The sequence below is a fragment of the Streptomyces sp. NPDC032822 genome, from assembly GCF_055578825.1.
Genome location: NZ_JBVIOL010000013.1, coordinates 188,875 through 205,367 on the forward strand (window position 1 = coordinate 188,875; position 16,493 = coordinate 205,367).

Annotated in this window: 16 protein-coding genes and 2 pseudogenes; 9 read left to right on the plus strand and 9 right to left on the minus strand. The window is 70.7% G+C overall.

What is annotated here, in order from left to right; all coding sequences use genetic code 11:
* The first annotated feature begins 8 nt into the window (after nucleotides 1-8).
* Genes ACZ5VD_RS31820 through ACZ5VD_RS31840 form a run of 5 tightly spaced genes read left to right on the plus strand, consistent with a single transcriptional unit; the run spans nucleotide 9 to nucleotide 4,532 of the window.
* Nucleotides 9-242 carry an acyl carrier protein gene (locus ACZ5VD_RS31820; RefSeq protein WP_468552553.1) on the plus strand — a complete coding sequence of 78 codons (234 nt, stop codon included), beginning with the start codon at nucleotides 9-11 and terminating at the stop codon, nucleotides 240-242.
* Nucleotides 242-1,477: a beta-ketoacyl-[acyl-carrier-protein] synthase family protein gene (locus ACZ5VD_RS31825; protein WP_468552552.1), complete on the plus strand. Its 1,236-nt coding sequence runs from the start codon at nucleotides 242-244 to the stop codon at nucleotides 1,475-1,477. Before ACZ5VD_RS31820 ends, ACZ5VD_RS31825 begins: the two co-directional genes overlap by 1 nt.
* Before the next feature lie 3 nt (nucleotides 1,478-1,480).
* Nucleotides 1,481-2,476: a 3-oxoacyl-ACP synthase III family protein gene (locus tag ACZ5VD_RS31830; protein ID WP_468552551.1), complete on the plus strand. Its 996-nt coding sequence runs from the start codon at nucleotides 1,481-1,483 to the stop codon at nucleotides 2,474-2,476.
* Between the two features lie 48 nt (nucleotides 2,477-2,524).
* Nucleotides 2,525-3,277: a ferredoxin gene (locus tag ACZ5VD_RS31835; RefSeq protein ID WP_468684159.1), complete on the plus strand. Its 753-nt coding sequence runs from the start codon at nucleotides 2,525-2,527 to the stop codon at nucleotides 3,275-3,277.
* A 37-nt stretch (nucleotides 3,278-3,314) separates the two neighbouring features.
* Nucleotides 3,315-4,532 (plus strand): cytochrome P450, encoded by a 1,218-nt coding sequence (locus ACZ5VD_RS31840; RefSeq protein ID WP_468684160.1) that lies wholly within the window; start codon nucleotides 3,315-3,317, stop codon nucleotides 4,530-4,532.
* Nucleotides 4,533-5,513: 981 nt separating this feature from the next.
* Here the strand turns inward: ACZ5VD_RS31840 and ACZ5VD_RS31845 are convergent.
* Genes ACZ5VD_RS31845 through ACZ5VD_RS31860 form a run of 4 tightly spaced genes read right to left on the minus strand, consistent with a single transcriptional unit; the run spans nucleotide 5,514 to nucleotide 7,993 of the window.
* Nucleotides 5,514-6,602 carry an iron-containing redox enzyme family protein gene (locus tag ACZ5VD_RS31845; RefSeq protein ID WP_468684161.1) on the minus strand — a complete coding sequence of 363 codons (1,089 nt, stop codon included), beginning with the start codon at nucleotides 6,600-6,602 and terminating at the stop codon, nucleotides 5,514-5,516.
* A complete protein-coding gene (locus ACZ5VD_RS31850) occupies nucleotides 6,599-6,916 on the minus strand; it encodes a CDGSH iron-sulfur domain-containing protein (RefSeq protein WP_468684162.1) in 318 nt (105 codons plus the stop codon). Before ACZ5VD_RS31850 ends, ACZ5VD_RS31845 begins: the two co-directional genes overlap by 4 nt.
* Entirely contained in the window at nucleotides 6,900-7,577 is a 678-nt protein-coding gene (locus ACZ5VD_RS31855; protein WP_468684163.1) for a HemK2/MTQ2 family protein methyltransferase, read from the minus strand. The genes ACZ5VD_RS31850 and ACZ5VD_RS31855 overlap by 17 nt, the downstream gene beginning before the upstream one ends.
* Nucleotides 7,578-7,588: 11 nt before the next feature.
* Nucleotides 7,589-7,993, minus strand: a complete 405-nt coding sequence (locus ACZ5VD_RS31860) for a hypothetical protein (protein WP_468684164.1) — start codon at nucleotides 7,991-7,993, stop codon at nucleotides 7,589-7,591.
* 135 nt (nucleotides 7,994-8,128) lie between these two features.
* Here ACZ5VD_RS31860 and ACZ5VD_RS31865 point away from each other — a divergent pair, with 135 nt between their 5' ends.
* Nucleotides 8,129-8,272, plus strand: a complete 144-nt coding sequence (locus ACZ5VD_RS31865) for a hypothetical protein (RefSeq protein ID WP_468684198.1) — start codon at nucleotides 8,129-8,131, stop codon at nucleotides 8,270-8,272.
* A pseudogene (locus ACZ5VD_RS31870) lies at nucleotides 8,212-8,382 on the plus strand (phosphoketolase family protein); the annotation flags it as partial. The gene ACZ5VD_RS31865 and the pseudogene ACZ5VD_RS31870, both read left to right, overlap by 61 nt.
* A gap of 57 nt (nucleotides 8,383-8,439) precedes the next feature.
* Here ACZ5VD_RS31870 and ACZ5VD_RS31875 read toward each other — a convergent pair.
* From ACZ5VD_RS31875 to ACZ5VD_RS31885, 3 genes and pseudogenes are all read right to left on the minus strand, one after another.
* Nucleotides 8,440-9,249, minus strand: a complete 810-nt coding sequence (locus tag ACZ5VD_RS31875) for a hypothetical protein (RefSeq protein ID WP_468684199.1) — start codon at nucleotides 9,247-9,249, stop codon at nucleotides 8,440-8,442.
* Between the two features lie 70 nt (nucleotides 9,250-9,319).
* Nucleotides 9,320-9,410, minus strand: a pseudogene (locus ACZ5VD_RS31880) (2Fe-2S iron-sulfur cluster-binding protein); the annotation flags it as partial.
* A 210-nt stretch (nucleotides 9,411-9,620) separates the two neighbouring features.
* On the minus strand, nucleotides 9,621-10,109 hold the full coding sequence (locus ACZ5VD_RS31885) for a DUF5709 domain-containing protein (RefSeq protein ID WP_468552544.1): 489 nt from the start codon (nucleotides 10,107-10,109) through the stop codon (nucleotides 9,621-9,623).
* Between the two features lie 105 nt (nucleotides 10,110-10,214).
* Here ACZ5VD_RS31885 and ACZ5VD_RS31890 point away from each other — a divergent pair, with 105 nt between their 5' ends.
* Nucleotides 10,215-10,490: a hypothetical protein gene (locus ACZ5VD_RS31890; protein ID WP_468684165.1), complete on the plus strand. Its 276-nt coding sequence runs from the start codon at nucleotides 10,215-10,217 to the stop codon at nucleotides 10,488-10,490.
* A gap of 391 nt (nucleotides 10,491-10,881) precedes the next feature.
* Here ACZ5VD_RS31890 and ACZ5VD_RS31895 read toward each other — a convergent pair whose 3' ends face one another.
* On the minus strand, nucleotides 10,882-12,942 hold the full coding sequence (locus tag ACZ5VD_RS31895; RefSeq protein WP_468684167.1) for a CocE/NonD family hydrolase: 2,061 nt from the start codon (nucleotides 12,940-12,942) through the stop codon (nucleotides 10,882-10,884).
* Between the two features lie 16 nt (nucleotides 12,943-12,958).
* Nucleotides 12,959-14,254, minus strand: a complete 1,296-nt coding sequence (locus ACZ5VD_RS31900) for an ATP-grasp domain-containing protein (RefSeq protein WP_468684168.1) — start codon at nucleotides 14,252-14,254, stop codon at nucleotides 12,959-12,961.
* 968 nt (nucleotides 14,255-15,222) lie between these two features.
* Here ACZ5VD_RS31900 and ACZ5VD_RS31905 point away from each other — a divergent pair.
* The gene (locus ACZ5VD_RS31905; protein WP_468552540.1) at nucleotides 15,223-16,341 is read left to right on the plus strand and encodes an FUSC family protein; all 1,119 of its coding nucleotides are present in this window, start codon (nucleotides 15,223-15,225) and stop codon (nucleotides 16,339-16,341) included.
* Nucleotides 16,342-16,493 lie beyond the last annotated feature (152 nt).

The following is a 16,493-nucleotide window of genomic DNA, read 5'->3' on the forward strand; positions in this document are numbered from 1 at the left end:
AAACGCCCATGTCCCCCGTCCAGAACGCCGTAACCGCCGTCCTCACCCAGAAGTTCGAGGTCAGCCCCGAGAGCATCCACCCGGAGGCCACCCTGGAGAGTCTCGACCTCGACTCCCTCGCGCTCGCCGAACTCGCCCTGGCCCTCCAGGAGGAACTGGGTGTCCCCGTCGCCGAGGAAGAGGCCGCCAAGCACAGCACCGTGGGTGAACTCGTCGCCGCGCTGAACGCAAAGCGGGCGTGATGACGGCACCGTGCGCACCTGTCTCCGTCACCGGCCTGGGGCTCATCACCCCGGCCGGGGTCGGCCGTGAGGCGACATGGGAGGGGATCCTGCGAGGGCTTTCCGTCGCGGCCACGGACCCCCAACTCAAGGGCTGCGTCGTCGACGTCGCCTGCCGCATCCCTGAAATGACCCCCGAACAGGCCCGCATCGGCGGCGGCAAGGCCTGGCGCATGGGCCGCTTCAGCCAACTCGCCGTGCTCGCGGCGCGCGAGGCCGTCGCCGACGCCGGGCTCGACCCCGCCCACTGGGACGGTGCACGGGTCGCCGTCGTGATCGGTTCGGGCCTGGCCGGAGCCGCGCACCTGGAGGAGCAGACGCTCCGCCACCACCAGGGCGGCCCCGAACTCGTCTCGCCCGCCCTCGTGCCCATGCTGATCCCCAACATGGCAGCCGGAGAGGTGCTGTTGGACCTGGGCGCCCGCGGCCCCTCGCTGGCCACGGAGACGGCGTGTGCCTCCGGCGCCAGCGCCCTGGCCACGGCGCGCCAGTTGCTGCTGGCCGGGCTGTGCGACATCGCGGTGGCCGGCGGCGCGGAGGCGGCCGTCACCCCGGTGATCACATCCGGCTTCCAGCGGATGGGGGCGCTCTCGTCCCGCGTCGACGACCCCGGGGCGGCCTCCCGGCCGTTCGCGGCGGACCGGGACGGCTTCGTGATCTCCGAGGGCGCCGCCGTACTCGTCCTGGAGCGGGAGGCGGACGCGCGGGCCCGTGGACAGCGCCGGTACGCCCGGCTCGCGGGCGCCGGTCTCACCTCCGACGCACACCACCCGACCGCCCCGGCCCCAGGGGGAGTTCACGCGGAGGCGGCGCTGCGGACCGCGCTCGCGGAGGCGGGCCTGCGCCCGGCGGACGTCGACCACGTCAACGCGCACGGCACCTCGACACCGCTCAACGACCTCACCGAGGCGGCGCTGATCAGCCGGGTACTGCCACACCGGCCCGCTGTCACCGCAGCCAAGGGGGTGCTCGGGCACAGCCTCGGCGCGGCGGGCGCGATCGAGGCGGCGCTCACCGCTCTGACCCTGCATCGCTCCCTCGTGCCGCCGATCGCCAATCTCACCGCCGACAACCTCCCCTTCGACCTGGACTGCGTCACGGGCAAGCCCCGCGAGCAGTGCGTCCGGACTGCCGTCAGCCACTCCTTCGGGTTCGGCGGACACAACGTGGTGCTGCTCTTCACCACCGAGGACTGATCAATGACCGTTCACAGCTCCATCGTTCACGCCACCGTCCACATCCCCGAGGGACGGCAGAGCGTGACCGCGACGGAAGACCGATTCCGGGCGGCCAGTCCCGCCGTACCGCTGTCCCGCGGAGTCCTCCAGCGCATGTACGGCCTGGCCGAGCGCACCGTGGCCGACGACCAGGAGCAGCCCTCCGACCTCGCCGTGCACGCGGCCCGGCGCCTGCTCACCGAGACCGGCATCGATCCGGGCCAAGTGGACCTGCTGCTGTACGCGGGCATCCTCGCCGACATGGAAGAGCCGGCCACCGCCCATGTCGTGGCCGACAAGCTGGGCCTGGGCTGTCCCGTCTTCGACCTGAAGAACGCCTGCAACGGAGTCCTCAACGCCCTGGAGGTCGCCGACGCGTTCGTCCGGGGCGGCCAGTACCGCCGGGTGCTGGTGACCACCGCCGAGGTCAGCACCCGGGAGAGCCGATGGCAGATCGACGACCCCGCCGACCTGCTGACCGCGCTGCCCAGCCTCAGCACCGGAGACATGGGCTCGGCCCTGCTGGTCGAGGCGGGGGAGAGGCCCGGCATCCTCGGCTCCCGCTTCTTCGCCAACTCCTGGGGCTGGCGGGCGGCGACCCTCCCCAACCCCTACGCCCAGCACCGCAAGCTCGGCCATCTCCGCATCGACTCCGCCCAGTTGGTGGGCTCCTTCGAGGGGCTGCCCGGCAAGGTAAGGGGCGCGCTGAAGGAACTGGGCGTCGAGGGCGAGGACCTGGACCTCGTCTGTGTGCACCAGCCGTCGGTGCCGTTCACCAAGGTCGTCTGTGACTGGGTGGGCGTGGACCCGGGCCGGATCCTGGCCACCTTTCCCACCCACGGCAACGTGGCGACCAACACCATCCCGCTCCAACTGGCCGTCGCCCTCGACAGCGGGCGACTGCAACGCGGCGATCTGGTGGGCATGTTCGGCTTCGCGAGCGGAGCCAGCGCGGGAGTGGTCCTCTGCCGCTGGTGACCCACCACAGCCCCTGAACGCCCGGCACCGTACGAACGGGAAAGCGCCATGACCACGACTCCGCCCCGCATCGCTCCCCTCCCGCCCTCCCTCTGGCCACCGGCCCTGCGATCCCTCCTCGCCGACTCCCACCAGGACGGTCCCGGCCGGGAGAACCTGTTCGGCACCCTCGCCCACCACCCCGTACTGGCCCACGCCTGGCTCTCCCTGGCCCGCGTCCTCACCCACGAGGGAACCCTCGGTCACCGCAGGCGCGAGCTGATCATCTTGCGCGTCGCCCACCGGCTCGACGCGCCATACGTCCACCGGCGGCACCGGACACCGGCCGCGGACGCCGGACTGACCGCGGCGGAGATCGACGCCACCGCGGCCGACCTGGACACCCACCCCTGGCCGGTGGAGGAACGCGCCCTGCTGGAGACAGCCGACCTGCTGGCCGCCAACGCCCCTGTCCCCGACGGACTGTGGAGCCAGCTGGCCGAGGCGCTGCGCCCCGACCAACTGGTCGAACTGCTCGTCCTGACCGGCCAGACCTCCACCATGTGCACCACCCTCAACGCCCTGCGGACACCCTCCGACAGCGCGCCCCGGCGACTGTCTCTCGCCGTGGTCCTGGACCGCGAGCGCTGTTGCAGCGCGGGCCAGTGCGTCGGTGCGGCGCCGGAGGTGTTCGAACAGGACGAGACGGACGGCCGGGTCACCCTGCTCGTGGCGGAGCCGGACCCGCGATACGCCTCCGAAGTGCGCCTCGCCGCCGACCTGTGCCCCAGCGGCGCCATCGCGCTCACCGGCGCCCCGTGACACCGACCCTGACTCACCACCAGGAGACAGCCCGCCCATGACCGTCGCCACCTCCCTCAACCTCCCTGCCCCCTACGGCGGTTGCCCCTTCGACCCGCCGCCCGCCTACACCGCCGCCGCCCGCCAGGCCGCCGTCACCCGTGCCGCGCTGCCGGACGGCACCGCGTGCTGGCTGGTCACCGGCTACGACGAGGTCCGGGCCGTGCTGGCGGACGCCCGGTTCAGTGCCGACGCGCGCACGCCGGGCTTCCCCTTCCTCTCGGCCGGCCAGCGTGAACTGGCCACCGCCAAGCCGAGTTTCATCCGCATGGACGACCCCGAACACGCCCGGCTGCGCCGCATGGTCAGCAAGGACTTCCTGGTCAGGCGGATCGAGGAACTGCGCCCGGGCATCCAGGACATCGTCGACCAGGCCGTGAACCGCATGACCGAGGGACGTACGTCGGGCGACCTGGTCGCCGACTTCGCCCTGCCCATCCCCTCCCTGGTCATCTGCCTGATGCTCGGCGTGCCGTACGAGGACCACGACCTGTTCCAGTCGCTCAGCCGCACCCTCCTCGACAACCGCACGACCCGCCCGGACGCGGAGCGGGCCCACACCCGGCTCATGGGGTATCTGGCCGAGTTGGCCGAGCACAAGCGCCACCACCCCGCGGACGACATCCTCAGCCGGCTCGCCGCCCGCGACGACCTGACCCCCCAGGAGACGGCGTCGCTCGGCTTCCTCCTCTTGGTCACCGGTCACGAATCCACCGCGAACATGACGGCCGTCAGCGTGCTCGCCCTGCTGCGCCGCCCCGACCAGAGGGACCTGTTGCGCGCGGACCCCGACCTGGTCCGCGGTGCGGTGGAGGAACTCCTGCGCCACCTCACGATCATCCACCTGGGCCTGGGCCGCGCGGCGACCGAGACCGTGCGCGTGGGCGAGGTGACGATCCCGGCGGGCGACGGCGTGATCTGCATGCTGTCCACGGCCAACCGGGACGAGGGCCTCTTCGCCCCCACCGCCGAGTGCACCGCCCCCGACGACCTCGACCTCACCCGGGACGCCCGCCGGCATGTGGCCTTCGGCTACGGAATCCACCAGTGCCTGGGCCAGACCCTGGCCCGCGTCGAGCTCCAGATCATCCTCACCACCCTCCTGCGCCGCCTGCCCGGCCTCCGCCTGGCCGTCCCCCCGGACCAACTCACCTACAACCAGGACAACATCGTCTACGGCCTGCGCGCCCTCCCGGTGACCTGGGGCGCTCCCTGACACCTGATCAGAAGACGCGTCGATGTGGTCCATGCCTGATTCGGCACCCTTGGCTTCGGTGCTGTTCGAGGTCGATTGCCTCACTGTCGAGCACGCGGAAATCTATCTTTGTTGAAGTAGACATTGGGGTGTGGGCGTGGTTATGGTTCTCTCGTAGCTCAGAGAGACAGCAGGGCCCGACAGACACGAACTGCCGGGCAGAGCAAGACAGAAGGATGTAGTTCGCAGGGCGGTGCGGTGGTGGAGTTTCGAAGCCAGAGTGGTTGTAGGGCGGCGACGGAACTGACGACCGGACCGGGCGGCCCGCAGTGATCAGGGGCCGCCGTGAGCCGGACCGCAAGGGGCAGTACCCATCCGTGCGGTTCGCGGAACCCAGCAGTGAAGTCAGTGAGCAGCACCTCGGTGAAGGCGTCGGCTGCGGACGCGCGCACCGGGAAGTTCGGCAGTGGGGTTCCAAGCCAGAGCAGACGCAGGACGGGCGACGGGGCTGGCTGCCGGAGAGCGGCGCTGTGACAGGCCGCGGAGCGGTACGCAGTACCCCACTTGTAAGCAGTTGAGCCCAGAGGGAAGAACGGAGGAGCCGAACGCCATCAGGATCGCCCGGGCCGTTTTCGAACCCGGGTACCGCAGGACATCGATAGTGAGGTGGTCTCCGGTCAAGCAACCGCGATCCCAGCACCCCCGACAGCATCTCGGTCGGGGCTGCGGAAACAGAAGGCCAGCACAGCAGTAAAGCCGGTAGATGGTGTAGCAGTTCCTTCGGGGCCTTGGTGCCGTACGGCACCAAGGCCCCTCCACGCGTCCCGCACAGAGGCGCAGTTGACAGCGGATCCAGTCGAGAGTGCCATCCGGGCGCCCCCTTGCGGAGCAGCCGGAGCTAACCCTCTGATCAGGTCGAACCCGTACACCACTGCCCTGGACGCCACCCGGCCGACGGAATCCGGGCACATGGGTGGCGCACCGGCAGCCGAGCGCGAGGGCTCAACCCGGGCGGGACGCAGACGGCAGACCGCCGAGGGGCGAACCGAGCGAGGGCCGCTCGCCTTCTGCCGGAACACTCCCGCGCAACCCGGTGGCGCCCGCGCGCCAGGCACCGAGCAGCCTGTCCGCCAGACGGTCCTCCACATAAGCGGTCGCGCGGATCCCGAACACCACGTCGGCGTCCAGGTGCGGTTCGCTCTCCAGGAGCCCGCCGACGACGTCGTGCCGTACGACCTGCTCGTGCACGGCGTCCGCCGTTACATGTTCGGTGTAGAACCGTACGGCCGCCGGGCCTGCGCCTACTCGGCGCATGGCCTCGGCGAGGCGGCGGGAGCCCGGGGACGAGGTCACCTCGACGGCGGCGAAGTGTCCGACGAGCGCCGCGCGCAGCGCCCGGTGCAGACCGAACAGGGACATCAGGTTGACGGTGGCGAGGGCCTCGGCCGGCGCGGCGTCGACGTAGCGGCCGTACGTCGGATCGAGCCGCAGGTCTGCCATGAGGTCGGCGAACAACTGGGCGTGGATCTCCTCGGCACGGCCCGCACCGAACTCGTCGAACTCCACGGCGACCATGGCCGCCTTGGCCCGGCCGTGCAGCCGGGGGAGGACCCAGGCGTGCGGATCCGCTTCCTTGAGGTGGTACAGCGAGCGTACGGCCGCGTAGGCGCGCAGGTGGTCGAGGCTGCCTTCGTCGCGGAGGAAGTACGAGACGCCGCTGCCGTCGTCACCGACGGGTTCGAGCTGGAGTTCGTCCAGCGCCTGCTCGGCCGTTTCCGTGTCATCGACGGGCACGTCCCTGCGCAGTGCGTCCAGGAAGCGGTGCTCGATGGCAGCGCGGTGGGCGAGCAGGTCGCTCTCCCACTCAAGGGTGTCCGGGACGCCCTCGAACCCCTGATAGTGCAGTTCGTAGAGGACGTAGAGGGCGAGTTGCAGGTCGTCGCCGTACGCGGAACAGTCCTCCGGCGACGGCATCCGCCCCGGATCCGATCCCCGCAACAGGGCGATCACCGCGGTGGACAGCGGTCCGCGCGGCTCGGGCAGCGGCGGCGGCCGGAGCCGGAACTGCTGCCGGGAGAGGGAGCTGGTCATGGGGCCCCACCGTCCTGTGCGCGGCGCGGTTCCGGTGCGGGACCCGCCTCTGGTGCGCGCCCCGGTTCCTGGGGGCGGCGTGGTTCCGCGTCGGCGTGGGCGCCGCCCGGCGCCGACGGTTTGCGGCGTGGGCGATGACTGGTGTCGCACCAGGGGAAGACGCGGCTGCGGCGGCAGGTGCAGATGGCCACCGTGAAGCGGTGAGAGACCGTCACCTCGCCGTCCTCGCCCACCACTTCGACCGGCCCCTCGATGAGCAGGGGCCCGTCGCGCTGGACGCGGACGCGGCGAGGGCGTTCAGGTGTGTTCGGCACGGATCACCACCAGTTCCTCCGTCGTCCCGTCGGCTGCCAGCCCTTCCTCGCGCAGCCAGGTGAGTCGTGAACGCAGTACACGGCCGAAGGGCAGCAGGGCCCGGTCGACGACCTCCGCACGGAGACCGGCCGTCTCCAGGCGGGTCAGCGTCGTGTCGGTGCCGCACAGGTGAGAGTGCACGATCAGGAGCCTCCCCGCAGGCCGCAGGAGTGTCGGCGCGGTGTCACAGATGCGGTCGATCAGCAGACGGCCTCGCCGTCCGGCGTCCCAGGCCCTGGCGGCGCCTCGGGGCGCAGTGGTGCTCGGAGAGGGCACGTAGGGCGGGTTGCTGATCACGAGGTCGAAGCGGCGGCCGGGCAGGGCCGTCGCCAGGTCACTGTGGCGCACGCGCAGGGTCTGTCCGTTGAACAGAGCGTTCAAGCGGGCGGCGGCCAGTGCCCGCCAGGAGATGTCGACCGCGGTGACCCGGCCACCGAGCCGGGCCGCTTCCACGGCGAGCACTCCGCTTCCGGTGCCCAGGTCCAGTACATCCGTCTCCGCCGTGATCCGTTCGCGGTGCAGGGCCCGCCGCAGCAGCCGGGAGTCGGTCTGCGGGGCGTACACGCCCCGGGGGACCCAGCAGCGGAGACCGGGGGCGGCGGTGAGGGCTTCGGTGGTCATCGGTGCCTTCCTCAGCCGCGCGTCTGCAACGGCCGCGGGGACAGTGCCCGCGCGGCGCCGAAGTGGCTGTCGGCCAGGGTGCGCCCGGTGCTGCGGGCCCAGTCGCGTCCCCGCTGCTCCTCCAGGCAGTCGGGCCCGGGGCCCGGACCGAGGTACCCGTACGTCCGGGCCTGGCCGGTAATCGTGGAGCCGATCAGGATCTCCGATTCCGGCAACCGGGCGTGGACCTGGGGCCACGCGTCGCCGTCACCCGCATCGGTGACCACACCGGGCGCGACGTCGAGATCGACGGCCCGTACGGAATCCACGCCCACGCCGTGCCCCGTAAGCCGCTCCGCCACCACGGAGGCCGGCGCCTCGGCAGGGGAGGGCTCGGGCGACCGCTTGAGAGTGCGGTTGATGACCAGTGCCTTCACGGTTGCTCCCAGGTCGGGGACGGGTGGGGCGTTGCGCGGTCACGAGCCGGCAGCGCCCCACGAGTACCCCTGATGGCAGACGTAACAAGTGACAAACAGGGACGCGGCCATCGAGGCCATGCCGCGGCGGCAGTGATGGGCGAAGACGTCCGGGGCGAGTGCGGCGCGCTGGTGGTGACCGGTCCTGGCCACGGCGCTCCCGCCCACCACGCCAACCTGTGGCTGGAGGGGACGCACGAGGCATACGATCCCACGCTCGCCCGGAACGCGGCGGGCTGACCGAACTGTCCCGTCGCTACTGTGCTCCCGGCGGATTCCCGAGTCACCTGTCCCCGGCGGTACCGGGCACGATCCACGAGGGCGGCGAACTCGGCTACGCGCCGGCCACCGCCTTCGGCGCCCCGCTGGATGTCCCGGGCCGGCTGGTGGCCTGCATCGGAGGGACCCTAGAAGGCGCCGGGCGCGTCCACGTCGACCCAGCGGTCTCTCTCGACCTCCCACGGCTCCCGGTAGAGCACGCTCTTGGTCAACCCCGCGCGCTGTGGCTCAGTGAGGGCCGCCAAGGCCGGATGCTGCGGCAGTTGGGCGCAGTGCTCGCGGAAGGGATCTCGGCGGCCCGGCCAGAACCTCAGCACGAACCAGCAGACGGGTACCGCGATCATCAGCCAGAGGATCACGAGGAGGAAGAGGGCGAACACGGTGTTGAGCACTCCATGCGGCGCGTCCCGCAGGAAGACGACCTGGACAGCGTGGAAAAGGGCCACCAACAGCGCGATCGAGATGGCGACGGAGTGGAGTCCGTCTTTCCGGCGGTCGGACCAGCGGGACACCCTGGCGTCCTCCGCGCGCAGGAAGGCCTCCCGGGCCGCTCCGAGCGGCTTGTCCTTGACGAGCGCGCGCAGGGTCGACCTGTTGTCGTGGCGTGTGAGGGCATCCAGCAGCGCGACCGGCACCGGGTGTCCCGGTCCGTAGGTCGGCGACTGCGCCGGAACGGCACGCCGTCCCGTGACGGTGAGGAAACCATCGGCGTCTACAGCCACCATGCCGCTCCGGATCAGCTCGGCCGCCGCGGCCCGGTCGGCGTCCTGCGGCAGCCCCGCCGTGGCGACGGCGTGGTACGGGTCGATCTCCAGCGAGCCGAGCCGTGCCGCCGCCTTGCGGTCGGCCCGGTCACGTGACCACCAGACGGCGCCGAGTACGCCGTACACGACGAGGGCTGCCGCCAACGCCATGCCTGCCCAGGCGAGTTGATCCATGCTGTTGATCGTGACAGCGAGCCTGATTCATCGCCAGAGCCGGCCTCGATATTTCGCGAGGTCCCCTCCCCGACGGCTTCGACGATGGTCGGGTACACACCGCAACGGCACAGGTTACCGGTGAGCCGCTGACGGATCTCGTCCCGGACCAGCGGCATCGGCTACCCGGAGGGGGTGCTGAGGGCATCGAGGTTCTCGCGCAGCACGTCCAGGAGGACCGAGCGGTGGTCGACGCTGAACGTGTGGGGTCTGCCGTTCACCCGCGGTGTGACCTGCAAGCGGTGACGGTCGGGCGGGGCCGGAACCCATGAAGGACCTCGCGTACGGAAAGAAGAACCTCCCGTACGCGAAGGCGGATCGAGCCGCGAGGGCTACGGGGCCATGTCGTTGTCATCCGGTATCCGGTGGACGGCAGCTTCTTCCGCCGAGGCGGCACCGCCGTCGATGCCGACGTCCTCGGCGAACAGGTCCTTCTCCGCGTCCTCGCGGGCACCCTCGTCCAGGGCCACGAGGCGGCCCGCCCGGTCCGCCCCCACCTCGGCCGGCAGTGGCTCGCCCTCCCCGCCGGGGAGGTCCCCGATGCCGTCGTCCGCGCCGGACTCCTCCAGCGCGGGATCGGTGCGCTCCTCGGCAAGCCTCTGATCCAGGCTCTCGCCCTCGCGCTGCTCACGCGCGGTCGTGCCCTGGTGCTCGACCCCGAGCGGGCGCTCGGGCGGCGACCAGCCTTCCTCGTAGGGGTCGCTGCCCCGCTCGTTGAGCGTGTCCTCCGGGTCGAGTATCCCCTCGTCCTCCCGGTTGTCGGGCCCATCGGGCTGGTAGACCTCGTCGCCCATGACGTCGTCGTGGTTCTGGGTGCCCATGGTGTGTGTGCCTTTCGGAGGGGTTCAGGTGCCTTGACTCCGCGTATCCAGGTGGGCCCCGTCCACACCTTCCGGCAGGTGGGAGACACGGACGGGCCGTAGCGTGTGGCGGCGCCGAAGCGGGTACCCGGGCGGCGGCGACGGGCGAGGACCCGCCGACAGAGAGGCCGCGCCACGGGCATACCGGACAAGGACTACAACCTGATCTGGTATGTCGAGGCGTGCCTGAAAAACGCGCTGCGCCTGGAGAAGTACATCGCGGACGCCGAGCGCGAGAAGGACACCGAGGTCGTGGATCTGTTCCGCAGGGCCCAGGCGGACAGCCGCAAGGGTGCCGAGCTGGGTAAGCGGCTGCTGCGTGCGCGACTCGACGGCAGCTGAGGGCACCTGGTCTCACGCAGTCTTCATGCGGGCCGGTCGTGATGCACGTCCGGCCCGTAGCCCTTGTCCGGCGCCGGACACGTAAGGGGCGGCCGACGGCTTCGGCGCCCAACTGGCTCGCCGTCCGTTCCTGGGCGAGCCCACGGGGCCGCACGCGCTTCCTGGAACCGGGCTGAGCGAGTCCGTTCGCCTGGGGCGTGGCGGCCTGGCCGCCGGGCCGCTGTTGCCCTGGCCCTCTGGTCGCCGCATGGCCGCGTCCCGGTGTCCAGGGCGCGTGCGGCGGCCCCGTGCCCCTGCCGAACGCGTCGTCCTGCGCATGCTCTGGACCGGACGCGCGCCCGGGAGGGAGCGAGGACCGCACCGGGTCCCGCCCGGCTGGTCGCCTCAGGCTCTACAGCAGATCGCGGGGCACCTTCTCGTTCCAGGTACGGGAGAAGACCCGGCGGTCGGCCTCGTACGCGTCCAGAGTGGCATCGACGTAGAAGTCCCTCTCGTCGCAGCTGAGTTCGGTGTGCGTCACCACCCGTACGTCCCAGTCGTCGCGTTGGAACCGCATGGTCCAGGTGGAGTCGCCGCGCACCGAGGTGAAGTCGTCGGCGACGGCCACGTAGCGTTCATGGGCGCGGAGGCCGGCTTCGAGGCCGATGTCCTCGAAGCGGACCGTGCCCCGGTCCTTCACGATCTCCAGCTCGGAGCGGTAGCCGATCAGGTCTCGCCTGACGTCCCAGCGTTCCTCGGGCGCCGTCACCTGGGTGGTGGCGATCGGCGGTGTGCCCTCGGGTTCGCCGAAAGGGCTCGGCGGCATGTCGTCGGGTTCCTCCACCGGCCGGACCGGCAGGGTGAGCGTGCTGGAATGCTCGTGGACGCTGAGCAGGGCGGGCTTGGGCGGCGGCCAGGCCAGGGGCCAGTAGGACGTGGAGAGGGAGAGCCGGATGCGGTGGCCCGGCGGAAACGCCTGCGCCACTCCGTTCAGCGGGATGGTGGCGCGGTAGCGCCGGCCCGGTTCCAGGGCCTCGGGGGACTCCGTACTGTCGCGGCGGGTGAGGTTGAGCAGGCCGTACGAGACGCGGGTCGCGGACCCGTCGGGGTGTACGTCGGACAGGCGCGCTGCCACCATGGCGACCGGTTCGTTCACCGACAGGTCGAGTTCCACGCTCGGTGAGCCGAGGATCTCCAGCCGCCCGGTCAGCGGCTCGCTGTCGAAGACGAGCGAACCCCCGTCCTCCTCGCGCTGGTCGTAGGGCAGGTCCGGTGGCGCGTTGTACGAGGCCCACTTGCCTGCGAACTGGCCGACGGACAGCGGTGACCGCACGGTCATCGCCTCGCCGTCGGTCGTCTTCCGCACGTCCGTCGTGTCCGTCTCCTGCGTCGCGTCCTGCGCCGGCTCGATCCGGTGCCGGGTGAGCCGATGCGTGAGCGGGCGGATGTGCGGGGAGGGCCAGTCGGGCTCGCCGACCCAGCGGCCGGGCCGTTGTTCGTACGCGGTGGACGGCGGCACGCTGTCCTGCATCCACGCCTGCAGCATGGGACCGTCCATGACGCCGTTGTCCACGTCCTTGAGCCAGTGGTCCCACCACCGCACGACCTCCTGGAGGTAGCCGATGGCGGGCCCGGGCTCCCCGAGGTGGGGGAACTTGTGCGACCAGGGGCCGATCAGCCCCTTGCGGGGCACGTCCAGATGCCCGAGCAGCCGGGTCACGGCGTTGGAATAGCCGTCCGCCCATCCGCTGGAGGCGAGCACCGGGCACCGTACGCTGCTGTAGTCCTCGCACACCGAGGCGTGCCGCCAGTAGTCGTCGCGGCGCTGGTGGCGCAGCCACGGAAGGACCCAGGGCTGGGTGTGCTCCAGCCGTTCGTGCCACATCTCGCGCCAGCGGTCGCCGACCACGGTGGGGTCGGGCGGGCAGGTGGCGTAGGCGAACATGGTGCCCGCCTCGGCCAGGCTGTCCGACAGCAGGGCGCCGCCCATGTAGTGCATGTCGTCGGCGTGCCGGTCGTCGGTGAAGGACGCGATGACGACGGCCTTCAGACTCGGCGGCCTGCGAGCCGCCACCTGAAGCGCGGCGAAAGCGCCCCAGGAGATGCCCATCATCCCCGTACCGCCGTCGCACCAGGGCTGCTCCGCCAGCCAGGCCAGGACCTCCTCCGCGTCGGCCTGCTCCCGTTCCAGGTACTCGTCCCGCAGCACGCCCTCCGACTCGCCGGTGCCGCGCAGGTCGACGCGGACGCAGGCGTAACCGTGTCCGGCGAGATACGGGTGGTGCACCGAGTCGCGTACGGCCGTGAGGTCGCGCTTGCGGTACGGGATGTACTCCAGGACCGCGGGCACGGGCTCGTCGTCCGAGGAGGTGGGACGCCAGATGTGCGCGGAGAGACGGACACCGTCCGACATGGGGATCGTGACGTGCTGTTCTTCCTTGGTCGCGTACGGCAGGTTGCTCACGTAACGCATAGAACCGAGGTGCTCCTTACTCTCGCGGAATGTCGTCGAAGGTGAGGCCCAGGGCGGCCACACAGTGGTCGTACTTCTCCCGCAGTTCCTCCTCGTCCGCCCCGCCGGTGAAGATGTGCGCCAACTCGTAGCTGTAGCTGTCCTGTTGGGGGAGGTCCGAGAGCCTGCCGCCCTCCTCGGGGATCACGTCGATGCGTACACCGGGGATCTCCCGCTCTATCCGGGCGATGTCCTTCGGCCCGGGCACGCGGCGTACCACCCCGTCGGTGAACCAGCGGTGGTACCACTTCGCCGCCATCGCGTACGGGCCTTCGCGGTGCGGCATGCGGGGGTCTTCGCCGAGGGCGAGGCTGAGCATGCAGTGGTGGTTGGGTACGCCGTCGACGTACTGGAACAGTTCCGCGTGCGACTGGGAGTGCCGGGGGTTGATCTCCAGCAGGTTGATCTCCTGGGTCCGCGGGTCGTAGAAGTACTCGATGCTGAAGGTGGCCGATTCGAGGCCGATGCGCCGCATCACCCGCTCGGTGACGTCGTGCAGCTCCGTGATGACCGGCGGCGGCAGCGTCGAGGGGTACTGATGGCGCAGGAAGCAGGCGGTGTCCGGGTAGTTGATGGAGTCCAGGACCCCGTAGACCGTCACCTCGCCGTGGTGGACGTAGCCCTCCACGGCGACCTGTAAGCCTGACATCGTGTCCTCCGCCAGGCAGACCTGGCCACCGACACCGTCCATCTCCGGCGGCAGATCGACGCGTTCGAGGATGTGCTCGAAGGGGCGGCCGATCCGGGCGATCCCCTCGCGGATCTCGGCGACGGCCGCCTGGAACTCCTCCTCGTTCTCGACGCCGAAGGCGAGTTCGGAGGAGTAGGACAGCGCGGGCTTGACCCACATGGGGAACTTGACGTTCTGGGGCGGGCGCGGCGGATCGGCCGCCAGGTCGACCCGGCCGAAGCGCGGGTGCCGGTCCGTGACCTTCTGCTGCTCCAGCCGACTCCAGTACTTGTGCTCGCACTTGACCACCGACGCGAGGCTGGTGCTCCGCGTGCCGTAGCGCTCGCTCAGAATCGGGACGAGGGTACTGACCGGGAAGTCCCAGTAGCCGACGATCGCGTCGATGCTCCCCTCGAAGGCGTCCAGCACACCCTGGGCCTTTTCGATCAGAGCGGGCAGCTCCACCTCGCCGAGCTGGAGTTCCTCGATCGTCAGCAGGGGGTGGAAGCGCAGGGAGTCGGCTCCCGGGACCTCCTGGAGCGTCGGCAGATTACTTTCGTCGAGCCCGATCACGAAGACGTTCTGCACCTTCTGGTCCGGCACGGCTCTCCTTTCGGCCATCGGCCCGGCGGGCCTGTCTGAGAAGAGCCTCGGAGTACCCCTTGGCACGACGGTCAATCCGGCCTGGGCGACCGCTCGTTCGCGGTTCTCGGCCTGCCGGTGCCCGAACGCACCGTCCCGCCGGTCGCCCTCCAGCCCAGCCCAGCCCGACGCTCTCGCAGGCCGGTCACACCTGGCCGACGGACGGGCGGGTGATCGGGATCGTCACCGGGCCCGACGGCGACCTGGACGGCGTACACGCCATACGCGAGGCCCTGCTCCAGGCAGGCATGGTGCCCCTCGTCATGGCATCGGTGGGCGGAAAGCCCGACGCCGCGGGCGGAGCGCTGACGGTGCAGCGCACCTACAGCCATCGCCCGCTCCGTCGAGTTCGACGCCGTGCTGGTCGCCGGAACGCCGGGACTGGGCGACGACGCGTACGGCGCCGGCGACGCCAAGGCCGGCCTGAGCACCTCACAGCACGCCGTCCACGCCCCCGGGTGGTCTTGCTGCTGAACGAGGCATTGAGGCACGGCACGGTGACATCCGAGGATCGGTGGGCGGGCGCCCCGCCCGGCGAGCGACGCGGCGCCCCGGCGACGGCGCCGGCAGGTGGTCAAGGTCCGGTCGCGTCCCAGGCAGCGGTGTACGGGGACGACCTGAGGCGACGGCTGCGAAACAAGGCGGCCGGGACGTCGTTGTGTCTGGTGCGCCTGCTGTTCTCCAAGACGTGAACGAGTGGGGATGAGCGGGCTGAGGTGGGGCATTCGCCAGGGCGGTGCGGAGCACGACGGTCCAGATCGTTGCCCGCCGAGCGGTGGTCGCCGCGCTGTCGGAGCCGATGTGTCAGCGGTCCGGTGCGTCCGGCAGGGAAACGGGAAGAGAGTGGTCTGGATATGGCTGCTGGTGAGACGGATGCTCAGGAGTCGCCGGGGTGGCGTGTACGGGTGAGGCGGTGGTGGTGGCGGGCCGTGCGTTACGCGGCCTTCGAGCGTCACACCCTGCTGCTGATCGGCAAGAGCACCCTGGCGGCCACTCTGGCCTGGGTGGTCTCCTACTACGTTCTGGACGCGCAGTCGCCCGCGTTCGCACCCTTCTCCGCGGTAATGATCATGTACGTCACGGTCTACCAGTCCGTGAAGCAGTCTCTGCGCTATGTCGGCGCGGTCGCGGCCGGGGTGGCTGTGCAGGCCGCCCTCGGTTTCCTCGCCGGACCGGATCTGCTGACCTTCGTGCTGGTGGCGGTGATAGCTCTGTCGATCGGGCGCTGGGGCATGCTGGGGGAGCAGGGACCACAGGTGGCCACGGCCGCGTTCTTCGCGTTCTCCACCTACAGCAGCGCCCCCGACAACATCACCCGGATCACGCAGCTCGGGCAGATCGTGCTCCTGGTCCTCATCGGCTGCGTCATCGGCACCGCGGTCAACGTCACCGTCGCCCCACCGCTGCGCCACCGCAGCGCCGAACACAGCGTCCGCATCCTCGCCCGCGCGCTCTACCACCTGACCGCGGACATGCACCCCGCCCTGCGCGACGGTGTGCCCACAGCGGACACCACCACACGGTGGCGTGAGCGCGCCGTACAGACAGACAGGCTCATCGCCGAGGCCAGGTCCGGCCTGGACACCGCCAAGGAGAGCACCTACTACAACCCCCGACGGTTGCTGCGGCGCCACCGTGGACACCTGACCTTCCAGGGGTATGAGACGGTGCTGAACGCCCTGGAACGGACCCTGTACCAACTGGCCTCCCTGAGCCGGAGTCTCGACCAGTGGCAACAAGAGGAGAACGACTGCCGGTACCGCCACTTCCTGGACCGGTACGCGGCTTTCCTCGAAGCCATCTCCGAGACCGCCCTCGCGCTGAGCACCCTGGACGAGACGAACCTGAGCCGGCGGACACAGGAGCTGGCCGAGCTGGTCCGCGCTGCGCAAGCACGACGCCGAGAGGTCGCCGACGAAGCCGAGGCACGGTCTCTGCCACTGGCCGACCCCACCCGGCCCTACGGCGTCCTGGTCGTCGAGGCCACCCGCCTCATGGAGGAGATCGAGCACACCAGCGACACCCTCCACAGCTGGGTGGAGACGTGACCCGTCCCCCTGCGACGTCTCCGCTCTGAGCGGGGCGCTGCGGTGCGCACGCGGAACGGGCATGCGCCCTGGGCGGGCTGGGCCGGCCTCGGTGCAGGACCTCTCGGAGAGCGTGCTGGGCCACGTTCATAGGTCGGGAAAAACCGCAGTTC